This is a genomic window from Streptomyces sp. NBC_00554, from assembly GCF_041431135.1.
Taxonomy (GTDB): domain Bacteria; phylum Actinomycetota; class Actinomycetes; order Streptomycetales; family Streptomycetaceae; genus Streptomyces.
On the sequence record NZ_CP107799.1, the window covers coordinates 1,961,323 to 1,983,885 of the forward strand.

A 22,563-nucleotide genomic window follows, 5' to 3' on the forward strand; every position below is an offset into this window, starting at 1 on the left:
GGCCCTCGTGGAACGGAACGGAGGCGGATCGGTGCACGGTGAGTACAAGGTCCCCGGCGGCAAGCTCGTCGTGGTGGATCTGGACGTCGAGGGCGGAGTCCTGCGGCACGCGCACGTGGCGGGCGATTTCTTCCTCGAACCGGACGAGGCGCTGGACGCCGTCAACCACGCGCTGAACGGCGCCCCCGCGGACACCGACGCCGCGGGCCTGGCAGCCCGCGTGGACGCCGCGCTGCCCGAGGGCACGGTCATGTACGGCCTGACCTCCGAGGGCATCGCCATCGCCGTACGCAGGGCGCTCGCGCACGCCACCGACTGGACCGACTACGACTGGCAGCTGATCCACGAGGGGCCGCAGTCCCCCGCGCTGCACATGGCCCTGGACGAGGTCCTGACCACCGAGGTCGCGGCAGGGCACCGCCCGCCGACGCTGCGCGTCTGGGAGTGGGCCACCCCGTCCGTGATCATCGGCAGCTTCCAGTCACTGCGCAACGAGGTCGACCCGGCCGGTGCGGAGCGGCACGGCATCGAGGTGGTGCGGCGGATCTCCGGCGGCGGCGCGATGTTCGTGGAACCGGGCAACACCATCACGTACTCGCTCTCCGTGCCCGAGTCCCTCGTCCAGGGACTGTCGTTCCAGGACAGCTACGCGTACCTCGACGACTGGGTGCTCGGCGCCCTCGGCGACATGGGGATCAAGGCCTGGTACCAGCCGCTGAACGACATCGCCACGGAGGCGGGGAAGGTCGCGGGCGCCGCGCAGAAGCGGATGGTCGGCCCGGGTGGCGGTCCCGGCGCCGTGCTCCACCACGTGACCATGGCGTACGACATCGACGCCGACAAGATGCTCGAAGTCCTGCGCATCGGCCGGGAGAAGCTGTCCGACAAGGGCACGAAGAGCGCGCAGAAGCGGGTGGATCCGCTGCGCCGGCAGACGGGGCTGGCGCGGGAGGCGGTCATCGAGCGCATGATCGACTCGTTCCGCGGCCGGTACGGGCTGGCGGACGGCAAGGTGACACCCGAGGAACTGGCGCGCGCGGAGGAGCTGGCGCGGACGAAGTTCGGCTCACCGGAGTGGACGAGCCGAGTGCCGTGACCGCAGGCCCGGAGTGCCCGAGCTCAAGGGGCGCCGTCTAGGACGCAGGCGCCCACGGCGTTGTGCCGAGTATGTTCTCCGGGCCGATGTCGAGGGGCTCTTCAGGTCGTACGTTCACGAAGTCCCGCTTCTTGTCCGGCGCGACGCGGAGGTAGGTACCGTCCTCGGCCGCCATCCGCCACAACAGCCCGGCCCTGGCGGTCTCGCCCGGTTCGAGGGTGAAGGGCTCGGGGGCGGAGCCGGGCGGTGCCACGGGCACCTCGTCCGTTCCCTCAGCCGTGCGCACGCCCGGAATCGGGGCGCCTGCCTCGTCCAGGACGCTGACGGAGGGGTAGCCGTTCAACTCGTACGGCTGCTCTCCGCAGTTGGTCATGGAGAGCGTCATGGCCCGGAGACCCATGGCCCCGTCGACGCGACCGGCCTCGAAACGCAGACCGGACGACGGGCAGCCGCTCACCGGTTGGACCGATACGGACGGTGAGGGCGAGGCGGACGCGGGCGGCGGCGGGGCGGCCCGGGTCTCCGAAGGCGTGGGCTTGCGCTCGGGGTTGGCCTCGCGGTCCAGCTCGGCGGAGAGCCCGCAGCCGCTCGTGGCCAGCGCCAGCACGCCGACAAGAGCGGCACCGCAGGACGATCTCAGACGTATCGCGATCACCGGCCGATCATCGCACGCAGCCGCCACGGCTTTCCTGGCCTCCGCTGTCCTCGCCGCATCCGTCACTTCTCGCTCCCCCGCGCCGCCACCAGCCCCGACTCGTAGGCGAACACGACCAGTTGGGCCCGATCGCGAGCGCCCAGCTTCGTCATCGCGCGGCTGACGTGCGTCTTGGCCGTGAAAGGGCTGATGACCATGTGCGCGGCGATCTCCTCGTTGGTGAGGCCGCGGGCGGCGAGGGCGGTGACCTCGCGTTCGCGTCGCGTGAGGCTCTCCAGGCCCGGCGCGGTGGCCCGGTCCGGGGGCCGGGCGACGAACTCGCCGATCAGGGTGCGGGTCACGGACGGGGACAGCAGCGCCTCGCCACGCGCGACGACCTCGATGGCCTGAAGCAGGTCGGCGGGCTCGGTGTCCTTGAGCAGGAAGCCGCTCGCGCCCGCCCGCAGTGCCTCGAAGACATATGCGTCCAGGCCGTAGTTGGTGAGGATGATCACGCGTACGCCGGACAGCTCGGGATCGGCGGCGATGCGGCGGGTCGCCTCGATGCCCGTCATCACCGGCATCTGCACATCGACCAGGGCGATGTCCGGGATCAGCGCGCGCACGAGCGCCACGCCCTGCTCGCCGTCGGCCGCCTCACCCACCACCTCGATGCCGTCCTCGGCCTCCAGCAGGGCCCGGAACCCGGCCCGCATCAGCGCCTGGTCGTCGACGAGCGCGATCCTGATCACACCGCCTCCCCCACGCCGTCCAGCGGCAGTTGGGCCCGCACGGAGAAGCCGCCCTCCGCGCGCGGAGCGGCCTGCAGAGTGCCGCCGAGGGCCGCGACGCGTTCACGCATGCCGGTGAGACCGATGCCCGGGGTGGGCGTCCGGGTCCGGGCGGCACTGCCGTCGTCGTCCACGCGTATCGTCAAATCTCCGACCGAGTAGTCAAGTTGGACGATGACCTTGGCGGGGCCCGCATGACGCGCCGCGTTCGTGAGGGCCTCCTGGACGATGCGGTAAGCGGCGCGGTCGACGGTCGCCGTCAACGGGCGCTCGTCGCCGGTCACTCTCAGCTCGACGGCGAGTCCTGCCGCGCGGGCCCGCTCCACGAGCAGCGCCGGTGTGCCGGTCGGCTCGTCGGTGCGCAACACCTCCAGCGTCGCGCGCAGTTCGCGCATCGCCTCGCCGCCGGCCTCCTGGATGGCGAGCAGCGCGGGCGGTACCTCCTCGCCGCGCTTGCGTGCCAGATGGACGGCAACACCCGCCTGGAGCTTGACGATCGAGATGCTGTGCGTGAGCGAGTCGTGCAACTCGCGGGCGATACGCAGGCGTTCCTCGCCCGCCCTGCGCAGGGCCGCCTCCTCGCGGGTGCGTTCCGCCTCCAGCGCCCGCTGTTCCGTCTGGCGCAGATACGCCTGCCAGTTGCGGTCGGCGAGGCCGGTCACCAGAGCGCACAGGAACCAGCCCACGAGCAGCGCTACGCGTTCGACGATCTCCCCCGTCGTGGGGCCCGTCGCGACGTACCCCGCCAGGAACACCGCACTGGCGGCCGCCGCCAGGCCTCGGTGGCCCACGCGGGCGGCCGTGTGCACGGCGCCCAGCACGGGCAGGGCGGACAGTGCGCCGGGGTGGGCGTGCAGAACGTACGCGGTCGTGGCGGCCGTGGCGACGGCCAGGACCGCGCGCGGTGCGCTGCGGTAGGCCGCGAGGGCCAGGGAGCCGAGGGCGATCAGCGCGTAGTCGACGGGTGCCGTGCCGTCGTCGAACGCGGCCGCGGTCGCGACGAGGGCGCCGACCACGACGGCGAGCGTCGCATCGGCCAGGCGCCCGCGTGTGACCTGGTCCAACTCCATGGTCGGCACCCTAGACGGCGGCGCCGACAGCCGCGTCAGCCCTGTGGACGGCTCCCGGGCTACTCCCGGCGCAGTAGTCCGCGCCGCGCGCGGGCTCCTCGGCGCAGCGGGGATTGCCTTCGGGCGTACGACGCGGGCAACTGCCTCCCGGGGCGAGGGTTGCGAACACCGAACACCGCATCGCACGGCACGGCACGGCACGGCACCGCCCGAACGCGGAACACCGCACCGCACCGCACCGCTCGAACCCGCAACACCGCACCGCTGCACACCCCACCCCCCCATCCCACCCCACCTCAGCCCACCCCACCTCAGCCCAGCCCAGCCCAGCCCAGCCCAGCCCAGCCCACCAACCAGGAGGCCCACATGCCCACCCCCTTCCGCTACACCACCCCACCGCCCCCCAAGTCCGCCACCGGCCGCACCGCCGAGGTGTACGCCCAACTCGCCGAGGACTTCGGCATCGAGCGGGCGACCACCTTCGTGGTGCTGTCCTCGGCACCCGAAATCCTCGCCCCGGCCTGGGCGTTGATGCGGGAGTCACTGCTCGCGGGCGAGGGCAGCCGCACCGGCAAGGAGCTGGCGGCCTTCGGGGTGTCGGCCGCCAATCGGTGCCCCTTCTGCGTGGACGCGCACACGATGCTGCTGCACGCCACTGGGGACCACGCGCTCGCGGAGGCCCTGGCACGCGGTGAGACTCCCGCCGACGAGCGGCACGCGCGCGTGCTGGCCTGGGGCGAGGCGACCCGGACACCGGGCGCCCCGGAGCTGACGCCTCTCCCGTTCCCCCGCGCACATGTCCCGGCCTACGTCGGTACCGCGCTGTCCTTCCACTTCATCAACCGGATCGTGTCGGCGCTGCTGACCGAGAACCTGCTGCCCGGCAACGCCCAGCGGTTCCGCGCGGTCCGGAGCCTGGTCGGCCGCTCGGTCGCCAAGACCGTGCGCCGTCGGGCCGCCCCCGGCGCGAGCCTGGCACTCCTCGACGACCCGGGACCCGGCCCGGACTGGGCACGGGGAAGCACCGTCGGCCCGGCCTACGCCGCACTGCGCACCGCCACCGCCGCGGGCGCGGGCCTCCTCGACGAGGCCGACCGGACCCTCGTACGGGGAACGCTCCAGGCCTGGAACGGCGCGCACCCGCCGCTCAAGTGGGACGAACTGCCCGACCGTTCCCGCCCCGGGGCACGCCTCGCGCTCCTGGCCGCCCTCGCCCCGTACCGCATCACGGACGAAGACATCACCGCCTGGCGCAAACCAGAACATTCCGACCACTGTCTCGTACACCTCGTCGCATACGGCGCGTTCGCCGCCGTCGACCGCATCGAGAGCGCGCTTCCGTTCGCCAACTACGGGGCGACGCCACCTTCTCGCACAGTCCGCGAACAGTGAGTCACTGTCACCACACAGGCACGGAGCGAGTTGGCACTTCCGCCCCACAGGGACTCGTGTGACACTGGCGTCCCGTCCGCAGTGCGGACCACCTCCGCACCGTCCCCCACGAGAAGTGCGCCGTGCGTTCTCTTCCTTTGCCGCTCGCCCTCACCGCGCGTCTGCTGCCGGTCGCCGTGCTCGCCTCGGCGGGCTGGGCACTGACGTCCGGTCCGTTGGCCGCGACCCCGACCGCCGCCGAGGACAAATCGGCCCAAAAGCCTACGGGTTCGGCTTCCGCGCCGTCGACGTCGGCGGCCACCAAGACGTACGCCGCATCGCCCGCACCCTGCGACAGCGTGACCGAAAAGACGATCAAGTCGCTGGTCCCGGGCGCCAAAACGGCCGGCCAGGAGATCGCGTCGACCGACAAGTCCGTACGCCGCACCTGCTCCTGGAACGCGCTCAAGGGGTTCGACTACCGCTGGCTCGACGTCTCGTTCGAGATCAAGGCGTCGGACGCGGCGGCGGAGACGTCCTACAAGGAGCGCGTCGCGGACAAGAGCGGTGGAGGGGCGGTCCCCGGCGTCGGCGACACGGGCTACTCCGTCGTGAACCTCACCACCGAGGACAAGCAGCAGACGCGCGAGGGAGTGGTGATCGTCCGCGCGTCCAACGCGCTGGTCGTCATCACGTACAACGGCAGCGACTTCGAGTCGAAGAAGGCGCCCAGCGCGGACGTGATCAACAAGGGTGCCATCAGTGCCGCCAAGGACGCGGTGGCCGCACTGGAGAAGACATAGCAGAGCTGACCGTCATCAAACGGTCAGCTCCACCCAAGCGTTCCTAAATATTTCTAAATCAGACAGCGATCTTCCTCCGCCCACGCGACAGCATCAGCGCGAGGTACAGGACCATCGACGTCCCGAGCCCGACCGCCCAGCCGTAGTCGGCCAGCGCGTCCAGCGCCGGAATGGGCCGTCCGTCGATCAGCGGATGGAAGTCGGCACCTCCGATGGCCAGGACGCCGCCGACGACGAAGGCCACGACCGCCCGCCAGTTCCAGCCGCCGTCGTACCAGTAGCGGCCGCCCGTGCTGTACAGGTCGGCGAGGTCGAGCTTGGTGCGGCGCAGGATCCAGTAGTCGGCGATGAGGATGCCCGCGACCGTACCGAGCAGACCGCCCACCAGGCCGAGCCAGGTGAAGATGTAGCCCTGCGGGTCGGAGTACAGCTTCCACGGGAAGATCAGTACGCCGAGGACACAGGTGGTGAGGGCGCCCGCGCGGAAACTGATCTTCCTGGGCGCGATGTTGGAGAAGTCGAAGGCCGGCGAGACCAGGTTCGCCGCGACGTTCACGGACAGGGTCGCGACCAGCACGGTGACCAGCGCGAAGATGATGCCGAAGACGTTGTCGGTCTTGGCGGCCAGCTGGACCGGGTCCCAGATCGCCTCGCCGTACACCGCCTGCGAGCCCGAGGTGACCATGACGGACAGGAAGGCGAAGAGCGTCATGGTGGTGGGCAGGCCGAGCGCCTGACCCCAGGTCTGGGCCTTCTGGCTCTTGCCGTACCGGGTGAAGTCCGGGATGTTCAGCGACAGCGTGGACCAGAAGCCGATCATGCCCATGAGGGCGGGGGCGAACAGCGTCCAGAAGTCCGCGCCCCAGCCGAGCTTGGACGGCTGGTCGAGCAGCGGGCCGAAGCCGCCCGCCTTGTCGCTCATCCACCACAGCATCACGCCGGCGCCGACGAGCACGAAGGGCGCCGCCCAGTTCTCGAAGCGGCGGATCGTCTCCATGCCCCGGTAGATGATGGCGACCTGGAGCACCCAGAAGATCGCGAAGGACAGCCACATGGTCCAGGCGTAGCCGCCGATGTGGCCTGCGTTGGCCCAGCTGTCGCCGAAGAGCTTCCCGGCGAGGAAGAAGATCGCCTCGCCGCCGATCCAGGTCTGGATGCCGAACCAGCCGCAGGCCACCAACGCCCGCACGACAGCTGGCAGGTTGGCGCCGCGGACACCGAACGAGGCACGGGCGAAGACCGGGAAGGGTATGCCGTACTTGGGTCCCGCGTGCCCGGTGAGCAGCATCGGGACGAGCACGATCAGGTTGGCCAGCGCGATGGTGAAGACGGCCTGCTTCCAGTCCATGCCGACGGCTATCAGGCCGGAAGCCAGGGTCCAGGAAGCGGTGTTGTGGGCCATGCCGACCCAGAGCGCCGAGAAGTTGTACGTGGTCCAGGTGCGCTTCTCGACCGGGACCGGCAGCAGGTCCTCGTTGGCGTAGGGGCCGCTCGGCGCGGGGGCGTCGGGGGCTATCTCCACCCGGCCGTCCGGGAGGGTGACTTGAGCGGGGGGCGGCGAACTTTCGGTGGGGACGGTCTCGGTCATGGGCAGGCCAATCGAGTGAGGAGTGGCGGGAAAGGCCGTGCGGGGCGTCTGGGGGGTGCGCGGGGAGCGCCCTGATCCCCTTCCCGGGACGGCGGGAAGGGGAGAACGGGGAGGGGGTTCAAGTACCCCTGTACTACTGGGCGTTGAGGGCCGGGATGACCTTCGTCCCGTACGCGTCGATGGTGGCCTCCTGCGCGTCGTGCATGTCGTACACCGCGAACTGGTCGACGCCCAGCTCGCGCAGCGCGTTCAGCTTCTCGATGTGCTGCTCGGCCGTGCCGATGAGGCAGAACCGGTCGACGATCTCGTCGGGCACGAACTTGGTGTCGGGGTTGTCGCTGCGGCCGTGGTGCGAGTAGTCGTAGCCCTCACGGGCCTTGATGTATTCGGTGAGTTCGTCGGGTACGGCGGCCGAGTGCTCGCCGTACTTGGAGACGAGGTCGGCGACGTGGTTGCCGACCATGCCGCCGAACCAGCGGCACTGCTCACGTGCGTGGGCGAGTGCCTCGGGCGAGTCGTCCGCGGTGATGTACGCGGGCGCCGCCACGCAGATCTTGACCTCGGACGGGTCACGTCCGACCGCCACGGCCGCGTCCTTCACGGCCTTGACCATGTACTCGGTGAGGTAGAGGTCGGCGAGCTGGAGGATGAACCCGTCGGCCTCCTCGCCGGTCATCTTCAGGGCCTTGGGGCCGTACGCGGCCATCCAGACCGGGAGTTCGGCACCGGGCTTGACCCAGGGGAACTTGATGACGGTGCCGCCGAGGTCGGCCTCGTCGCCACGCCCGAGGGCACGGATGACCTTCATGGCACCGCTGATCCGCGCCAGGGTGTTGGGCTTGCGTCCGGCGACGCGCATCGCCGAGTCGCCGCGGCCGATGCCGCACACCGTGCGGTTGCCGTACATGTCGTTGAGCGTCGCGAAGGTGGAGGCGGTGACCTCCCAGGTACGGGTGCCCGGGTTGGTGACCATCGGGCCGACCGTCAACTTCTCGGTGTTCGCGAGGATCTGACTGTAGATCACAAAGGGTTCCTGCCACAGCACGGCGGAGTCGAAGGTCCAGCCGTACGTGAAGCCGTTGCCCTCGGCCCGCTTCATCAGGTCGATGACGCGGGAGGCAGGTGGGTCTGTCTGCAGGACGAGTCCGAAGTCCATGGCGCCGCTCCTGGTCGCTCAGAGAAGGTACTGACAGGTGGAGCGGGGGGTGTAGACGCCGTGACCAGCGCGTCCGGTGAACTCCCGCTCGGTGATGACGAGTTCGCCCCGCGAGAGCACGGTCTCGACCCGGCCGGTGATGCGCTTTCCCTCGTACGCCGAGTAGTCGACGTTCATGTGGTGCGTCTCCACCGACAGGACCTGCTCGGCGTGCGGGTCGTAGATGACGACGTCGGCGTCGGCGCCCGGCGCGATCGTGCCCTTCTTCGGGTACAGGCCGAACATCCGGGCCGGGGTCGCGCAGGCGATCTCGATCCAGCGGCGGCGCGTGATGTGCCCGTCGACGACGGCCTGGTGGAGCAGGTCCATCCGGTTCTCGACACCCGGGAGCCCGTTGGGGATCTTCGAGAAGTCGCCGCGGCCCAGGTCCTTCTGGCCGACGAAGCAGAAGGGGCAGTGGTCGGTGGAGACGACCTGGAGGTCGTTCGTACGCAGTCCGCGCCACAGTGCGGCCTGGTGTTCCTTGGGCCTCAGCGGCGTGGAGCACACGTACTTCGAGCCCTCGAAGTCGGGCTCGGCCAGGTTGTCCGTCGACAGGAACAGGTACTGCGGGCAGGTCTCGCCGAAGACGTTCAGGCCCTCGTCGCGCGCCCGTGCCAGCTCGGCGACCGCCTGCTGCGCCGAGACGTGCACGACGTACAGGGGCGCCCCGGCCACCTGGGCGAGCTTGATGGCACGGTGGGTGGCCTCGGCCTCCAACAGCGCCTTGCGCACTTCCCCGTGGAAGCGGGGGTCGGTCTCACCACGGGACAGCGCCTGCTCCACGAGCACGTCGATCGCGATGCCGTTCTCGGCGTGCATCATGATCAGGCCGCCGTTCTCGGCGGAGCGCTGCATGGCGCGCAGGATCTGGCCGTCGTCGCTGTAGAAGACGCCGGGGTAGGCCATGAACTGCTTGAAGGAGGTGACGCCCTCCTCGACGAGCAGGTCCATCTCCTTGAGCGTCTCCTGGTTGACGTCGGAGACGATCATGTGGAAGGCGTAGTCGATGGCGCACTTGCCGTCGGCCTTGGCGTTCCAGGCGTCGAGGCCCTCACGCAGGGAGTGGCCCACGCTCTGCACCGCGAAGTCGACGATGGTGGTGGTGCCGCCCCAGGCCGCGGCCCGGGTGCCCGTCTCGAAGGTGTCGGAGGCGAAGGTGCCGCCGAACGGCAGTTCCATGTGGGTGTGCGCGTCGACGCCGCCCGGGATGACGTACTTGCCGGTGGCGTCTATGGTCCGCTCGGCCGTCCACGCGTCGGCTGCCGGGGTGCCGGTCGCGGCAAGAGCAGCGATGCGGCCGTCCTCGATCAGGACGTCGGCATGGATCTCGTCGGACGCGGTGACGACCAGGCCACCTCGGATGACGGTACGGCTCATGCTCCCTCTCCTTCCGGTCGTGCGTGCACTGAGGGAATACCGAAGCTGTTAGGGACTGAGGTCAACACTGTTTCCTGGTAAGCAAATTGGCCCCGCGGGCCCGACCCCCCGTGAGCCGGGCCCGCGGAGTTCGACGCGGCTACGGAGCCGTCAGCGGCCCGTACGCCCCGGGAGCGCGGTCCCGGTAGAACTGCCAGCGGTCGCGCACCTCGCGGAGCTTGGCGAGGTCCAGGTCGCGGACGACGAGTTCCGTCTCCTTGTCGCTGGCCACCTCGCCGACGAACTGGGCTTCCGGGTCCACGAAGTACGAGGTCCCGTAGAAGTCGTTGTCGCCGTACTCCTCGACGCCCACCCGGTTGATCGCGCCCACGAAGTACTCGTTGGCGACGGCCGCGGCCGGCTGCTCCAGCTGCCACAGGTAGCCGGACAGACCGCGCGAGGTGGCCGAGGGGTTGAAGACGATCTCGGCACCCGCGAGACCCAGCGCGCGCCAGCCCTCCGGGAAGTGCCGGTCGTAGCAGATGTAGACACCGATCCTCCCGACTGCGGTGTCGAAGATCGGCCAGCCCGAGTTGCCCGGCCGGAAGTAGAACTTCTCCCAGAATCCCGGCACTTGGGGAATGTGGGTCTTGCGGTACTTGCCCAGGTACGAGCCGTCGGCGTCGATCACCGCCGCGGTGTTGTACAGGACGCCGGGCTGCTCCTCCTCGTACATCGGCAGTACGAGGACGATGCCCAGTTCCTTGGCCAGCGCCTGGAAGCGCTGGACGATCGGGCCTTCGGGGATCTGCTCGGCGTACTCGTAGAACGCCTTGTCCTGGACCTGGCAGAAGTACGGCCCGTAGAACAGCTCCTGGAAGCACAGGACTTGGGCGCCCTGCGCGGCCGCGTCGCGTGCCGCCTGCTCGTGGACCTGGATCATCGATTCTTTGTCGCCGGTCCACGCGGTCTGGAAGACGGCGGCTCGGATCACTCTGCTCATCGGGACCTCCGGTCGCTCGGTGTGCGAGGAGCCTAAGAAGTCCTGGAGCCGGGTTTGAGTTGCACCGTGTCACGTCTGAAGCGTTCTGCCGTTCCACGGTGTCACCTCCGCGTCGTCTCATGTTTCACCTGAGTCGTGCCGTGTTTCATCTTTGTTGCGCGTCGTGCGCGAGCAGCGCGATGTGTACGGACGCGGCCTGTTCGAAGTCGTCGAGGTCGACGCCGAGACGTGCCTCTATGGCCTCCAGACGGCGATACAGCGCGGGCCTGCTGACATGGTGGAGCTGGGCTGTGCGCGACTTGTTGCGGCCGGTCGCGAGGTACGTCCGCAGCACGGGCAGCAGCTCCGACTCCGCGTCCGCGCCGCAGAGCAGTCCGTCCAGCTCCCGCTCGGCGAAGGACTGCACATGCGGATCGTCCCGCAACAGCCTTACGAGGCCGCGCAGATGGACATCGCGGAGGCGTACGAGCACCGGCTGGTCCTGGTCTGCGGGCGCGTCGGCAGCGGCCTCGGCGACATGCAGGGCCTCGCGCAAACCGGCGGGGACGTCGTCCCAGGCCGTACGGGGGGACGCGGCCGCCACGGTCGTGCGGACGCCCGTCTCGTGCCGCAGCCGTACGGCGAAGTGCGTGGCCAGCGCCTCCGCGTCCTGGTCCCTGGCGAGGCTGAGCAGCACGGCGGTGGCTCCGTCCGCGAGCTCGGCGACCAGCCCGGGAAGCCCCAACAGCCGTAGAACCCTGTCGAGTTGGGCCGGATCACCGTCCCTCACCACCAAGGGCACGAACGCACGCCGGTTGACGGGCAGCCCGGCCGCCCGCGCCCTCGGAAGGAGCTGCCGAGCCGGTACGACACCGCTCACCAGGTCGGTCAGCAGGCTCTGCGCGGACTGCTCCTCCCAGGTGTGCACGGAGCCGCCGAGCATCCGGTGCAGGACCAGGGCCTCGGCGGCACGGTCGGCGAGCAGCCGCCCGGTGGCGGCGTCACCGCGGTACCCGCACAGCACGATGCGGCCCCAGCGCTCACCGCGCCCGCCCAGCTCGGCCCTGATCCACCCGTCGCCCTCACTCCCGCCCGCCTGCCGGGAGATGCGCTCCCAGTCACGCAGTACGTCGTCCACGGCGGACCGCTCCCCCGCCGTGGCGAGAACCCGGTGGGCGAGGTTGGTGACGACGACGGGACAGGCGGCGTGCCCGGCGATCTCGTCGAGCATCCGTTGCAGCGGCGCGCCCGAGGTGATGAGCCCGGTGAGCGCGGTCCGTACGGCCTCGGAGAGGCTCACCGCCGCGAACTTGCTTCTGACCAGCCGGGACTGGACCTCCTCCGTCAACTCGGCGAAGGGAAAGGGCCGGTGGAGCACCACCATCGGAAGCCCGCACCGCTCGGCCGCCCGGCACATCACGTCCGGCGGCGCGGGGAAGGCCCGGCCGAGTCCGAGGACGACGGCCGCGGCCTCCGCGCGGTGCAGCGAACGGATGTACTCGGCCTGTGCCTCCACGTCGCCGGCGAGCAACACCCCGGTGGTGAGCACCATTTCGCCGCCCGTGAGCATCACACCGACATCGGCGGCCTCGGCGACGTGCACCCAGCGCACGGCCCGGTCGAGATGGCTCGCGCCGGCCACCACCTCGGGCTCTCCGGCGAGCACCCGGTCCATGGTGAGGACCTGGCGTACCGACAGGGCGGGTTCCAAGGCGGTGGTCATGGGCGACGTTCCCTTGCTCAATCCTACTGGGTGCTACACCACTCAGCTCTACTGGGTGGCACGCCGCAGCGCGCGCTCCAGGATCGCCGCGCCCTCCTCCGCCTCCGCGACGGTGAGGGACAGCGGCGGCGCGATGCGCAGCACGCTGGTGTTGTGACCGCCGCCCTTGCCGATCAACAGGCCTTCTTCCCGGGCCGCTTCGAGCACGGCCGCGGCGCCTTCGGGATTCGCCTCGTCCGTGCCGGGCTTGACCAGCTCGATGCCGATCATCAACCCACGGCCACGGACCTCCCGTACTCCGTCCAGTTGCGCGGCGATCGCCCGCAGCCGCTCGATGAGCAGTCCGCCGACCCGCCGGGCGTTGCCCTGGAGGTCGTGTTCGAGGAGGTACGTGAGGTTCGCGAGCCCCGCCGCCATCGTGACCGGAGAGCCGCCGAAGGTCGAAATGGAGTTGGAGTCGAGGCAGTTCATGATCTCGGCGCTCGCCACGACACCGCCGATGGACGTGCCGTTGCCGATGCCCTTGGCGAAGGTGAGCATGTCCGGCGGACCCGAGGCGGCGTGCGCCTGCCAGCCCCAGAAGTGCTCGCCCGTCCGCCCCCAGCCGGTCTGCACCTCGTCGGAGATCCAGAGGATGCCGCGCTCGCGCAGCACCTCGCGGAAGGCCGCGAACAGACCGTCGGGCGGTGCCGTGAAGCCGCCGACGCCCTGGATGGGCTCGGCGATCAGTGCCGCGGGCGACCGCACGTGACCGAGCAGGTCCTCCAGGTCGGCGACGCAGGCCGCGATGAACTCGTCGTCGCTGAGATCGGCGTACGGGCCGCGGGTGCGGACGCCGCCATGGACGTACAGCGTCTGGAGCGGTGACAGCGAGGTCGGCGACCAGCCCTTGTTCCCGGTGATGCCGACCGTGGTGAACGAGCGGCCGTGGTAGCTGTTGCGCATCGCCAGGATCTGGTTGCTCTGCCGGTAGGCGGTGGCGAGCAGGAGAGCTGTGTCGTTGGCCTCGGTGCCGGAGGTGGTGAAGAAGACGCGTGCGTCCGGGATGCCGGACAAGTGGGCGATCCGCTCGGCGAGTTCGACCATCGGCCGGTTGAGGTAGAGCGTGGAGGAGTGGATGATCCGCCCCGCCTGCTCGCTCACCGCCTTCGTCACCTCGGGCAGCGCGTGCGCGGTCATCGTGGTGAGGATGCCGCCGAAGAAGTCGAGGTACTTGTTGCCCTTGGCGTCCCAGACGTGCCGGCCCTCGCCGTGGGTGATCTCGATCGGGTCCTCGTAGTAGAGGGCGAGCCAGTCGGGCAGGACGGCCTTGTGGCGCGCGTACAGGTCGGTCACGGCTGCACCAGCCCTTCGTACGCGTCGGGACGCCGGTCGCGGTAGAACGCCCACTGCTGGCGCACTTCCTCGATCAGGTCGAAGTCGAGATCACGGACGATGAGTTCCTCGGCCTTGTCACTCGCCGTCTCGCCCACGAACTGTCCACGCGGGTCGACGAAGTACGAGGTCCCGTAGAAGTCGTTGTCCCCGTACTCCTCCTGCCCGACCCGGTTGATCGCGGCGATGAAGTACTCGTTGGCGACGGCCGCGGCGGGCTGCTCCAGCTGCCAGAGGTGGGAGGAGAGGCCGCGGGAGGTCGCGGACGGGTTGTACACGAGCTGGGCGCCGTTGAGACCGAGCTGCCGCCAGCCTTCGGGGAAGTGCCGGTCGTAGCAGATGTAGACGCCGATGCGACCCACCGCGGTGTCGAAGACGGGCCAGCCCAGGTTCCCCGGTTTGAAGTAGTACTTCTCCCAGAAGCCCTTCACCTGGGGGATGTGGTGCTTGCGGTACTTGCCCAGGTAGGTGCCGTCGGCGTCGATCACGGCCGCGGTGTTGAAGTAGAAGCCGGACTGCTCGACCTCGAACACGGGCACGACGATGACCATGCCGGTCTCGCGGGCGAGCTCCTTCATACGGGTGACGGTGGGCCCGTCGGGAACCGGCTCCGCCCAGCTGTAGTGCTCTGGCTCCTGGACCTGGCAGAAGTAGGGGGCGTTGAAGACCTCCTGGAAACCGATGATCTTGGCGCCCTGCCGGGCCGCCTCGCGGGCGTGCTCCTCATGCTTGGCGACCATGGATGCGGTGTCGCCGGTCCAGGTGGCCTGGACGAGAGCGGCGCGTACGACGTTGGCCATGAGCTGCTCCTTCGACAGGGACGTCAGAGAGCTTCTACGCCCGTAGACAAAGGCGGTAGAGGCTCGAAAGTAAGCCCACTGAACAGCCTTGCCAAGACCATCGTCGTTAACCCGCTGAGTCGATCACGTTTCGCACCTCTTGTGGGTGAGCGCGCGACCACGCGCGCGTGGCCCCCGCCGGACCTGTCAGGCGGTGAATCCGGCGACCCGGAGAGCGTGCACGAGATCCCAGTGGCGCTCCTCGGACACGCTCTTGGCGGCCTCCAGGAGGAGCGGTACCAGCCGCTGCGGGTCCGCTTCCGCGCTGCGGGCCGCCTCCTCCGGGGTGCGCATCCGTACGTACGCGCCGAGGAGTGCGCCGATCTCCCGGCGGCGGCCCTCCTCGGCGAGGCTCAGGACGGCCGCCCCGATCTCCGGCGCGGGGCGGGCGACACCCTGGCGCAGCATCTGCTGCCCGTCGACCTTGCGGCCCGCGGTCACGAGCGCGTCCGCGGCGGCGACCAGCCGGTCGGCGGGCAGCGAGGCGGCCTCCCACAGCAGGGTGGCCCAGTCGGCGTCGAGGCCCGCCCGGTGCAGTTCGGCGGCGAGCAGCGGAAAACGGGCGGCCGGCCAGTACGCGGCCTCCACCAGCACGGCGTGCGCCTCGCCGCTTCGGCCCTCGCTGCGCAGCCGGATCAGCGTCCGGATCGTCTCGACGGTGTCCTGCCGCGCCTCGTCGTCCACCGGCTGCGTCCGCGGCTGCGCCGGCTCCTCCGCGACCCCCGCGAAACGGGCGCCACGGGGGCTACGGCCGCCTCTCGCGGCCGGAGCGGGCACGGAGGGCGCCGCCGCCTCGGGGACGCCCACGGGAGCCGTCTCCGCCTCCGCCTCCATCATTCCGGCGAAGCGGGCACTGCCACGGGTACGGCGCTTCGAGCGCTGCTTGGTGGTGGGCGTGGGGGGCGTGCGGTCCTCGGCGGGAGGCTGGGGGGTGTCGGACTGCGCGGGGGGCGCGGCGAAGTTGCCGGGTTGCGTGGCGGGGGCGTACGCGCCCGCGTGGTCGTAGTGCCGATCAGGGGCTTGCGCGCCGTCGCGTGGCGCGGCAGGGGCGCGAGAGCCGTCGTCGCGGGGCGTGCTGGGGGCGTACGCGCCGTCGCGCTGAATGTGCGGGGCGTGCGCGCCGGGGTTTGAGCTGAGACCGTCGGCGGCGTACGCGCTGTCGCGCCGGGTGTGAGAGGCGTACTCGGGGGCGTACGCATCCGCGTTCGCGCCGGCTGGATCGTTCGAGGTGAGGCGTGCGGCAGGGGCGTACGCGCCGGAGCGGGAGGGCGCTCCCGAGATCCCCCCGTCGTCCGGCATCCCGGGATCCGCGAACGGCGACCGCGGCCCCGTCTGCTCCGGAATGCCCGAGCGCCGGCGACCCTGCCCCGGTCCCGGCGCCCCGTGACCCGCTTCCCCCGGCCGGTCCGCAGCCCCTTGCCGGGCAACGGCGCCACCCGACGGCTGAGCCCCACCCTCACGCTCCCGCATCCGGAGGACGTCCCCGGCGGTACCGGTGGCACCGGTGGCACCGGCCGGGAAGTTCAGTGCGCCCTCGGCATGGGTGCGAAGATCGCGCCGATCGAGGTTCTCCATGCGGCGGCGGATCTCCGCGCAGCGGGCGGTGGCCCGTTCGTGGTCGTCGTGGGCCCAGGCGAGGTCGAGCCGGATCGAGTCGGCCTCCTCCTGGGAGGCGGCCGAGCGGAGCAGCCGGCCCAGTTCCACCTGGCGCTCCGCGGCGTAGCGCTGTTCGCGGAGCAGGACGTCGAGACGGTCGCCGAGGTTGTCACGGCCGCCGGGCCGGCCGTCGTACGCGGCGAGCGAGGCACCGTGCAGGGCGCGGGCGCGCTCGGTCTCCTGGGCTGCGGCCCGGTCACCGTACTCAGCCGCGACGTCCTGAAGGAGCGCCTCCACGACGTCCCAGGGCGGAACCTCCCACCCGTCCAGGCAGGCACGCATACCGTCGGGATCGCGCTGCCAGAACACTCCGCACCAGCCACCGCCCTGGTCGAGCCGTTCCATCAGCGTATTCAGAAACCTCGCGAACTCCCCTACCTGAACCGGGAGTTGTTCCACAGCCATCACACAACTCCCGCCAGACTGGAGTGCCCTGATCCGGTAGAAAACACCCTCCGTGTTACGGAAGGGCTACGAAGAGTTTTCGGACCGGACGCAGAGTCCTGTGATCCCACTGGGAGTTGAGGTGATCCCACGGGAAGCCCGAGCGGGCCGGCGGACTTCGAAAGGCGGCCCCGGTCACACCCCGACCGGCACACACTCCCCCGCGAGGTCGTCCATGGACAGGCCGAGCGCCCGCGCGAGCGCCGCCACCGTGAAGAAGGCAGGGGTGGGCGCCCGCCCGGTCTCGATCTTGCGCAGCGTCTCGGCGGAGATCCCGGCGTGCGCCGCGACATGAGCCATGCTCCGCCCGCCGCGGGCCTCACGCAGCAGCCGCCCGAGCCGCTCGCCGCGCTCACGCTCTTCAGGAGTCAGGGGGTTACGGACCATGCCCCCATACTAATACCGGTATAGTAATTGGCATGGTGGAACTGAAGACGGACACATCTATCGACGAAATGTACGAGGCGGGCCAGGTCGTGGGCCGAGCCCTCACGGCGGTACGCGAGGCCGCTGACGTGGGCGTCTCACTACTGGAACTGGACGAGCTCGCGCACCAGGTGCTGCGGGACGCGGGCGCGAGCTCCCCCTTCCTCGGCTACCGCCCCTCCTTCGCGCCCACCCCGTTCCCCGCCGTCATCTGCGCCTCCGTGAACGACGCGATCGTGCACGGCATCCCGAGCGGCTACCGGCTGCACGACGGCGACCTGGTCTCCATCGACTTCGGCGCCCAGCTCGGCGGCTGGGCGGGGGACTCGGCGATCAGTTTCACCGTGGGCACGCCGCGCGCCGCCGACGTACGCCTCATCGAGGCCGCCGAGCGCGCACTCGCGGCGGGCATCGAGGCAGCCGTGGTCGGCAACCGCATCGGGGACATCGCGCACGCCATCGGCACGGTGTGCCGCGCCGCGGGGTACGGCATCCCGCAGGGCTTCGGCGGCCACGGCATCGGCCGCCGTATGCACGAGGACCCGCCCGTCCCGAACGAGGGCCGCCCCGGCCGCGGACTCCCCCTCCGCCACGGCATGGTCCTCGCCATCGAGCCCATGCTCATCGGCGGCGGCACCGACGGCTACCACGAGGACACCGACGGCTGGACCCTCCGCACGAACGACCGCTCCCGCGCGGCCCACGCGGAACACACCGTGGCGATCACGGACGCGGGCCCCCGCATCCTGACGGCACGCTGACGACCGCACCCACAACCGGTGAGGCGGACGGCCCTGCCGCCCGCCTCACCGCCACGTCACCGCTACGAGGCCGGCCGCACGACCATCGCCGACCCGCCACCCCGCCGTACGGTCTCCGCCGCCGCGAGCCACTGCCCGTTCGGCAGCCGCTGTACGCCCGTCGCCGCACCGATCTCGGGGTTCTGCCGGAAGGCCTGGCCGACCGACTCCAGCTGCGCCTTCAACGGGCTGTTCCACAGGCCCGGTTCGAGCTCGGTGGTGGTCTGGTTGCGCTGGCTGGCGCGCGGCGCCGCGATCGCGTCCACCAAGGGGAGACCCCGGTCGACGACGCCTGTAAGGGTCTGCAGCACGGTCGTGATGATGGTCGCGCCGCCCGGTGAACCGAGCGCCACGACCGGCTTGTTGTGCTGGTCGAGGACGATCGTCGGCGAGATCGACGAGCGCGGCCGCTTGCCGGGGCCGGGCAGGTTCGGGTCGGGCACGGCCGGGTTCGCCGGGGTGAAGGAGAAGTCCGTCAGCTCGTTGTTGAGGATGAAGCCGCGGTCCGGGACCGTGATGCCGCTGCCGCCGGTCTGCTCGATGGTCAGCGTGTACGCGACGACGTTGCCCCACTTGTCGGCCACCGTCAGGTGCGTGGTGTTCTCGCCCTCGTACGTCGTCGGAGCCGCCGTACCGGCCGTCGAGCAGGCCGCCGGATTGCGCGGGTCGCCCGGCGCGAGCGGACTCGTCAGCGTCGCGTCGTCCTTGATCAGGCATTCGCGCGAGTCGGCGTACTTCTGCGACAGCAGTTCCTTCGTCGGTACGTCCTCGAAGGCGGGGTCGCCCACCCAGCGCCCCCGGTCCGCGAACGCGATCCGGCTCGCCTCGATGTAGCGGTGCAGGTACTCCGCCTCGCTCGCCTTCGACAGGTCGGTGCTCTCAAGGATGTTGAGCGCCTCGCCGACCGTCGTCCCGCCCGAGGAGGAGGGCGCGATCGAGTAGACGTTCAGACCGCGGTACGAAGTCTTCGTGGGCGCCTGCCGCTTCGCCTCGTACGCGGCGAGGTCGTCGAGCGACAGCCGGCCGGGGCGGGCGTTGTAGCCCGAACTCGGGTCCACCGGCGGATTGTTCACCGTGTCGACGATCTCCTTGCCGAGTTCGCCGTCGTAGATCGCGTCGACGCCCTCCTCGCCCAACTCCTCGTACGTACTGGCGAGATCGGGGTTCTTGAAGGTCGAGCCGACCACCGGGAGCGAGCCGTCGGGAAGGAAGAGCTCCGCGGTGTCCGGGAAGTTCCTGAACCGGGCCTGGTTGGACTCGGTCTGCGAGCGGAAGGTGGCGTCGACCGTGAAGCCGTCGCGCGCGATGCGTTCGGCGGGCTTCAGTACGGCGCTCAGGCGCTTGCTGCCCCAACTGTCCAGTGCCGTCTGCCAGGTTGCGGGCGTCCCGGGAGTGCCCACGCCCAGCCCGCTGGTGACGGCGTCCGCGAAGGCGATCGGCTGCCCGTTCTCCAGGAACAGACCGGAGTCTGCGGTCAGCGGCGCCGTCTCGCGGCCGTCGATCGTGTGGACCTTACGGGACTTGGCGTCGTAGTAGACGAAGTAGCCGCCTCCGCCGATGCCGGACGAGTACGGCTCGGTGACGCCGAGGGCCGCCGCCGTGGCGACCGCCGCGTCCACCGCGTTGCCGCCCTTCTTCAGGACCTCGATCCCGGCCGCGGAGGCATCCGCGTCGACGCTGGCCACCGCACCGCCGTAGCCGACGGCGACCGGCACCTTCTCCACTGCGGCCGAACCACCCGAGGCGGACGGTGGTGCCGCCGCGCCGACCGACACCACCGCGGCCGAAACCGCCAAGACCGCCAGATTCCGCGCAACAGGGCGACGCATCCGTACCTCCAGTCAACAACCGTCCGCGCAGCGTAACTTCAGCGAGGCTCTCCCGTCAGGACCCCCTCGAACACCGTTCCGGATTGCCGCTACCATGCGCGCCCATGAATGACGACGTGCGCAACATCGTCCTGGGCGTGCTCGCCGCCGGCATCAGCGCCGCGCTCGGCTGGGTCGCGCGGACCTATCTGTGGAAGCGGAAGCTCCGCCGCAAGCAGGCCTTCTTCGGGCTGCCGACCAACTCCGAGTCGCTCCTTGTGGTCAACCGCGACGCGGGCAGCCCCGACCTCGCGGTGCACCGCTACGACGTGTTCGCGCTCCTGGAACTCTCCGCGCTCATCAAGGACTGTGGCTCCAACGCCCAGGTGATCACCCATGAAGCGGCCCGGCAGGGCTTCGGGGAGCGGACGGAGTTCTGCGTCGGCGGCCCGGGGTCGAATCGGCGCATGGCGGCCCATATGCAGGCCATGCTGCCCGGGGTCCGCGTGAACACCGACCCGGAACCGGTCCTGGACCGGCTGGCGTTCCAGGTCGGCAGCGAGCGCTACCGCATGGAGAAGGGCGTGACGGAGTACGTGCTGCTCGCCCGGCTGACAGCCGGCCAACCCGGCCTGTCCCGGCCCGTCTTCCTGTTCTGCGGCCAGCGCGCGATCACCAACCAGGCGGCCTCCCGCTACCTCGCCCGCAACCACGAACGGCTGGCCCGCAAGCACGGCAACAACTCCTTCGTCCTCCTCCTGAAGGTCGTGAACTCCCAGGCGTACGGCCCCGATGTCGTCGAACTCGTCGCGGACGTGACGCGCGCGGCGCAGGCCCCGCTGCCGGAGGCGACGGCTGCACGGAACTCCCATCGCGCCTCCTAGGTTTCATCACGTTTCAACAATCGTTACTGGCGCGTAACTTACCGACGGGTTACTTACGGTAAGAGACCGAGGTTACCGTCGGGTCACTTTGCACTTACACGAGTGAGGAGTGACCCGTGGGACACCCGCACAAGGCCCTGCGCACCACCGCCGTCGGCGTCGTCTCGGCGACCCTGATCGCCGGAACCACCCTCGGCCTGGCCCCCGCCGCCCAGGCCTCCACCACGGCGGGTGTCCGCTTCGTCGACATCGCCGGAGACGGCGGCACCATCCTCAAAGCCAACGTCATCACTCCCGCGGGCGCCGCCGGCACACGCGGTTTCCCGCTCATCGTGCTGCCCACGAGCTGGGGTCTGCCCCAGGTCGAGTACCTCACCCAGGCCCAGAAGCTCGCGAACTCCGGTTACGTCGTCGTCAGTTACAACGTCCGCGGCTTCTGGCAGTCCGGCGGGGAGATAGAGGTGGCGGGCCCACCGGACGTGGCCGACGCGTCCAGGGTGATCGACTGGGCGCTCGCGAACACCCCGGCCGACGCCCAGAAGGTCGGCATGGCGGGCATGTCGTACGGCGCCGGCATCAGCCTGCTCGCCGCCGCGCACGACAAGCGGATCAAGGCGGTTGCCGCCCTCAGCGGCTGGGCGGACCTGATCGACTCCATCTACTCGGGCCGCACCCAGCACGCCCAGGCAGCCGCCCTGCTGGACGGCGCCGGCACCCTCACCGGCCGCCCCAGCGCCGAACTCCAGCAGGTGTTCAAGGACTTCTTCTCCTCGAACCTGGCCAAGGAGCCGGATCTCATCGCCTGGGGGAAGAAACGTTCCCCCCAGACGTACGTCGACCAGATCAACGCCAACGGCGCGGCAATCATGCTGGCCAACGGCTGGGGCGACACGATCTTCCCGCCGAACCAATACGTCAAGTTCTACGAGGAGTTGACCGGCCCGAAGCGGCTGGAGTACCGGCCGGGCGACCACGCGACGGCCGAGGTGACCGGTCTCTTCGGACTCCCCAACGACGTGTGGACGGACACCGGCCGCTGGTTCGACCACTACCTCAGGGGCGAGGACAACGGCATCGACCGCGAGCAGCCGGTCCAGCTCAAGTCCCGTTCCACGGGCGGCTACGAGGGCTACCCGGACTGGAAGTCGGTCGGCGCGACACGCAAGAAGATCGCCCTCGCCGGTTCGACCACGATCCGCGCGAACGTCGACTCGGGTGCGAACGGCGGAGTCATCTTCCTCTCCAGCATCCTCGACCAGATCGCCCAACTGCCCCCGATGGCGTCGATCCCGCTGCTGCCGCGCCGCTGGGCGGCCGTCTGGCAGTCGGAGAAGTACGCGAGTGCCCAACAGGTGCGCGGAACCGCCAAGTTGCACACCACGGTCACCGCGACCAAGGAGAGCGGAACCCTCGTCGCGTACCTCTACGACGTGGGCCCGCTCGGCCTCGGCAAGCTGGTCAGCAACGCGCCGTACACCTTCCACGGGCAGACGCCCGGCAAGCCGTTCGGCGTCGACCTGGAGTTGTTCTCCACGGCCTACGACGTTCCGGCAGGGCATCGACTCGCCCTGGTCGTCGACACGGTCGACCCGCTCTACATCGAGCACAACCCGTCCGGCGCGCAGCTGACCTTCTCCTCACCGGAGCACGACCCGTCGTATGTGTCGGTGCCCCTGCGCAAGCAGTGATCTCCGGCTGCCGCCGGCCGGGTCTGGCCCTG

At 70.2% G+C, this 22,563-nt stretch carries 19 protein-coding genes; 6 read left to right on the forward strand and 13 right to left on the reverse strand.

Annotated features, from left to right (window positions below):
• Nucleotides 1-31: 31 nt before the first annotated feature.
• Complete coding sequence (locus OG266_RS08670; RefSeq protein ID WP_371552702.1) at nt 32-1,096, forward strand: biotin/lipoate A/B protein ligase family protein; 1,065 nt, start codon at nt 32-34, stop codon at nt 1,094-1,096.
• Nucleotides 1,097-1,133: 37 nt separating this feature from the next.
• Here OG266_RS08670 and OG266_RS08675 read toward each other — a convergent pair whose 3' ends face one another.
• The 3 genes from OG266_RS08675 to OG266_RS08685 all read right to left on the reverse strand — a co-directional run bounded on the left by OG266_RS08675 (nt 1,134) and on the right by OG266_RS08685 (nt 3,591).
• A complete protein-coding gene (locus tag OG266_RS08675; RefSeq protein ID WP_371544263.1) occupies nt 1,134-1,751 on the reverse strand; it encodes a DUF4232 domain-containing protein in 618 nt (205 codons plus the stop codon).
• 62 nt (nt 1,752-1,813) lie between these two features.
• Nucleotides 1,814-2,482 carry a response regulator transcription factor gene (locus tag OG266_RS08680; protein WP_266473575.1) on the reverse strand — a complete coding sequence of 223 codons (669 nt, stop codon included), beginning with the start codon at nt 2,480-2,482 and terminating at the stop codon, nt 1,814-1,816.
• Nucleotides 2,479-3,591, reverse strand: a complete 1,113-nt coding sequence (locus tag OG266_RS08685; protein ID WP_371544266.1) for a sensor histidine kinase — start codon at nt 3,589-3,591, stop codon at nt 2,479-2,481. The genes OG266_RS08680 and OG266_RS08685 overlap by 4 nt, the downstream gene beginning before the upstream one ends.
• Before the next feature lie 366 nt (nt 3,592-3,957).
• Between OG266_RS08685 and OG266_RS08690 the strand changes: the two genes are divergently transcribed.
• Nucleotides 3,958-4,983 carry a carboxymuconolactone decarboxylase family protein gene (locus OG266_RS08690; RefSeq protein WP_371544269.1) on the forward strand — a complete coding sequence of 342 codons (1,026 nt, stop codon included), beginning with the start codon at nt 3,958-3,960 and terminating at the stop codon, nt 4,981-4,983.
• A gap of 122 nt (nt 4,984-5,105) precedes the next feature.
• Nucleotides 5,106-5,765, forward strand: coding sequence for a hypothetical protein (locus tag OG266_RS08695; RefSeq protein ID WP_371544271.1), 660 nt, complete (start codon nt 5,106-5,108; stop codon nt 5,763-5,765).
• 58 nt (nt 5,766-5,823) lie between these two features.
• Here the strand turns inward: OG266_RS08695 and OG266_RS08700 are convergent, their stop codons facing one another.
• From OG266_RS08700 to OG266_RS08740, 9 genes are all read right to left on the reverse strand, one after another.
• Entirely contained in the window at nt 5,824-7,353 is a 1,530-nt protein-coding gene (locus tag OG266_RS08700; protein WP_371544274.1) for an NCS1 family nucleobase:cation symporter-1, read from the reverse strand.
• Nucleotides 7,354-7,486: 133 nt separating this feature from the next.
• Nucleotides 7,487-8,509, reverse strand: a complete 1,023-nt coding sequence (locus OG266_RS08705) for a TIGR03842 family LLM class F420-dependent oxidoreductase (RefSeq protein ID WP_266473586.1) — start codon at nt 8,507-8,509, stop codon at nt 7,487-7,489.
• An 18-nt stretch (nt 8,510-8,527) separates the two neighbouring features.
• Nucleotides 8,528-9,928, reverse strand: a complete 1,401-nt coding sequence (gene hydA / locus OG266_RS08710; protein WP_371544277.1) for a dihydropyrimidinase — start codon at nt 9,926-9,928, stop codon at nt 8,528-8,530.
• A gap of 139 nt (nt 9,929-10,067) precedes the next feature.
• A complete protein-coding gene (locus OG266_RS08715; RefSeq protein ID WP_326719761.1) occupies nt 10,068-10,910 on the reverse strand; it encodes a nitrilase-related carbon-nitrogen hydrolase in 843 nt (280 codons plus the stop codon).
• Nucleotides 10,911-11,055: 145 nt separating this feature from the next.
• Nucleotides 11,056-12,612 carry a PucR family transcriptional regulator gene (locus tag OG266_RS08720; RefSeq protein WP_266473592.1) on the reverse strand — a complete coding sequence of 519 codons (1,557 nt, stop codon included), beginning with the start codon at nt 12,610-12,612 and terminating at the stop codon, nt 11,056-11,058.
• Nucleotides 12,613-12,660: 48 nt separating this feature from the next.
• Nucleotides 12,661-13,947 (reverse strand): aspartate aminotransferase family protein, encoded by a 1,287-nt coding sequence (locus tag OG266_RS08725; protein WP_266473594.1) that lies wholly within the window; start codon nt 13,945-13,947, stop codon nt 12,661-12,663.
• Nucleotides 13,944-14,786 carry a nitrilase-related carbon-nitrogen hydrolase gene (locus OG266_RS08730; protein WP_266473595.1) on the reverse strand — a complete coding sequence of 281 codons (843 nt, stop codon included), beginning with the start codon at nt 14,784-14,786 and terminating at the stop codon, nt 13,944-13,946. The genes OG266_RS08725 and OG266_RS08730 overlap by 4 nt, the downstream gene beginning before the upstream one ends.
• Before the next feature lie 186 nt (nt 14,787-14,972).
• The gene (locus OG266_RS08735) at nt 14,973-16,826 is read right to left on the reverse strand and encodes a hypothetical protein (RefSeq protein ID WP_371544281.1); all 1,854 of its coding nucleotides are present in this window, start codon (nt 16,824-16,826) and stop codon (nt 14,973-14,975) included.
• A 234-nt stretch (nt 16,827-17,060) separates the two neighbouring features.
• The gene (locus OG266_RS08740; RefSeq protein WP_266473598.1) at nt 17,061-17,312 is read right to left on the reverse strand and encodes a helix-turn-helix domain-containing protein; all 252 of its coding nucleotides are present in this window, start codon (nt 17,310-17,312) and stop codon (nt 17,061-17,063) included.
• 32 nt (nt 17,313-17,344) lie between these two features.
• Between OG266_RS08740 and map the strand changes: the two genes are divergently transcribed.
• Nucleotides 17,345-18,112 (forward strand): type I methionyl aminopeptidase, encoded by a 768-nt coding sequence (map, locus tag OG266_RS08745; RefSeq protein ID WP_371544282.1) that lies wholly within the window; start codon nt 17,345-17,347, stop codon nt 18,110-18,112.
• Between the two features lie 62 nt (nt 18,113-18,174).
• On the opposite strand, the gene ggt is transcribed toward map, so the two are convergent.
• Entirely contained in the window at nt 18,175-19,980 is a 1,806-nt protein-coding gene (gene ggt, locus OG266_RS08750) for a gamma-glutamyltransferase (protein ID WP_371544285.1), read from the reverse strand.
• A gap of 104 nt (nt 19,981-20,084) precedes the next feature.
• Here ggt and OG266_RS08755 point away from each other — a divergent pair, with 104 nt between their 5' ends.
• Both OG266_RS08755 and OG266_RS08760 read left to right on the forward strand, forming a co-directional pair.
• Complete coding sequence (locus OG266_RS08755; protein WP_266473603.1) at nt 20,085-20,843, forward strand: hypothetical protein; 759 nt, start codon at nt 20,085-20,087, stop codon at nt 20,841-20,843.
• Between the two features lie 116 nt (nt 20,844-20,959).
• Nucleotides 20,960-22,531, forward strand: a complete 1,572-nt coding sequence (locus OG266_RS08760; protein WP_371544288.1) for an alpha/beta fold hydrolase — start codon at nt 20,960-20,962, stop codon at nt 22,529-22,531.
• Nucleotides 22,532-22,563 lie beyond the last annotated feature (32 nt).

Excerpts from the sequence above, each read along its gene's own strand:
- OG266_RS08720 (WP_266473592.1), bottom strand. The coding sequence starts at position 12,612 with ATGACCACCGCCTTGGAACCCGCCCTGTCGGTACGCCAGGTCCTCACC.
- hydA (WP_371544277.1), bottom strand. The coding sequence starts at position 9,928 with ATGAGCCGTACCGTCATCCGAGGTGGCCTGGTCGTCACCGCGTCCGAC.
- OG266_RS08735 (WP_371544281.1), bottom strand. The coding sequence starts at position 16,826 with ATGGAACGGCTCGACCAGGGCGGTGGCTGGTGCGGAGTGTTCTGGCAG.
- OG266_RS08715 (WP_326719761.1), bottom strand. The coding sequence starts at position 10,910 with ATGAGCAGAGTGATCCGAGCCGCCGTCTTCCAGACCGCGTGGACCGGC.
- OG266_RS08755 (WP_266473603.1), top strand. The coding sequence starts at position 20,085 with ATGAATGACGACGTGCGCAACATCGTCCTGGGCGTGCTCGCCGCCGGC.
- OG266_RS08685 (WP_371544266.1), bottom strand. The coding sequence starts at position 3,591 with ATGGAGTTGGACCAGGTCACACGCGGGCGCCTGGCCGATGCGACGCTC.
- OG266_RS08740 (WP_266473598.1), bottom strand. The coding sequence starts at position 17,312 with ATGGTCCGTAACCCCCTGACTCCTGAAGAGCGTGAGCGCGGCGAGCGG.
- ggt (WP_371544285.1), bottom strand. The coding sequence starts at position 19,980 with ATGCGTCGCCCTGTTGCGCGGAATCTGGCGGTCTTGGCGGTTTCGGCC.
- OG266_RS08690 (WP_371544269.1), top strand. The coding sequence starts at position 3,958 with ATGCCCACCCCCTTCCGCTACACCACCCCACCGCCCCCCAAGTCCGCC.
- OG266_RS08700 (WP_371544274.1), bottom strand. The coding sequence starts at position 7,353 with ATGACCGAGACCGTCCCCACCGAAAGTTCGCCGCCCCCCGCTCAAGTC.
- map (WP_371544282.1), top strand. The coding sequence starts at position 17,345 with ATGGTGGAACTGAAGACGGACACATCTATCGACGAAATGTACGAGGCG.
- OG266_RS08705 (WP_266473586.1), bottom strand. The coding sequence starts at position 8,509 with ATGGACTTCGGACTCGTCCTGCAGACAGACCCACCTGCCTCCCGCGTC.
- OG266_RS08730 (WP_266473595.1), bottom strand. The coding sequence starts at position 14,786 with ATGGCCAACGTCGTACGCGCCGCTCTCGTCCAGGCCACCTGGACCGGC.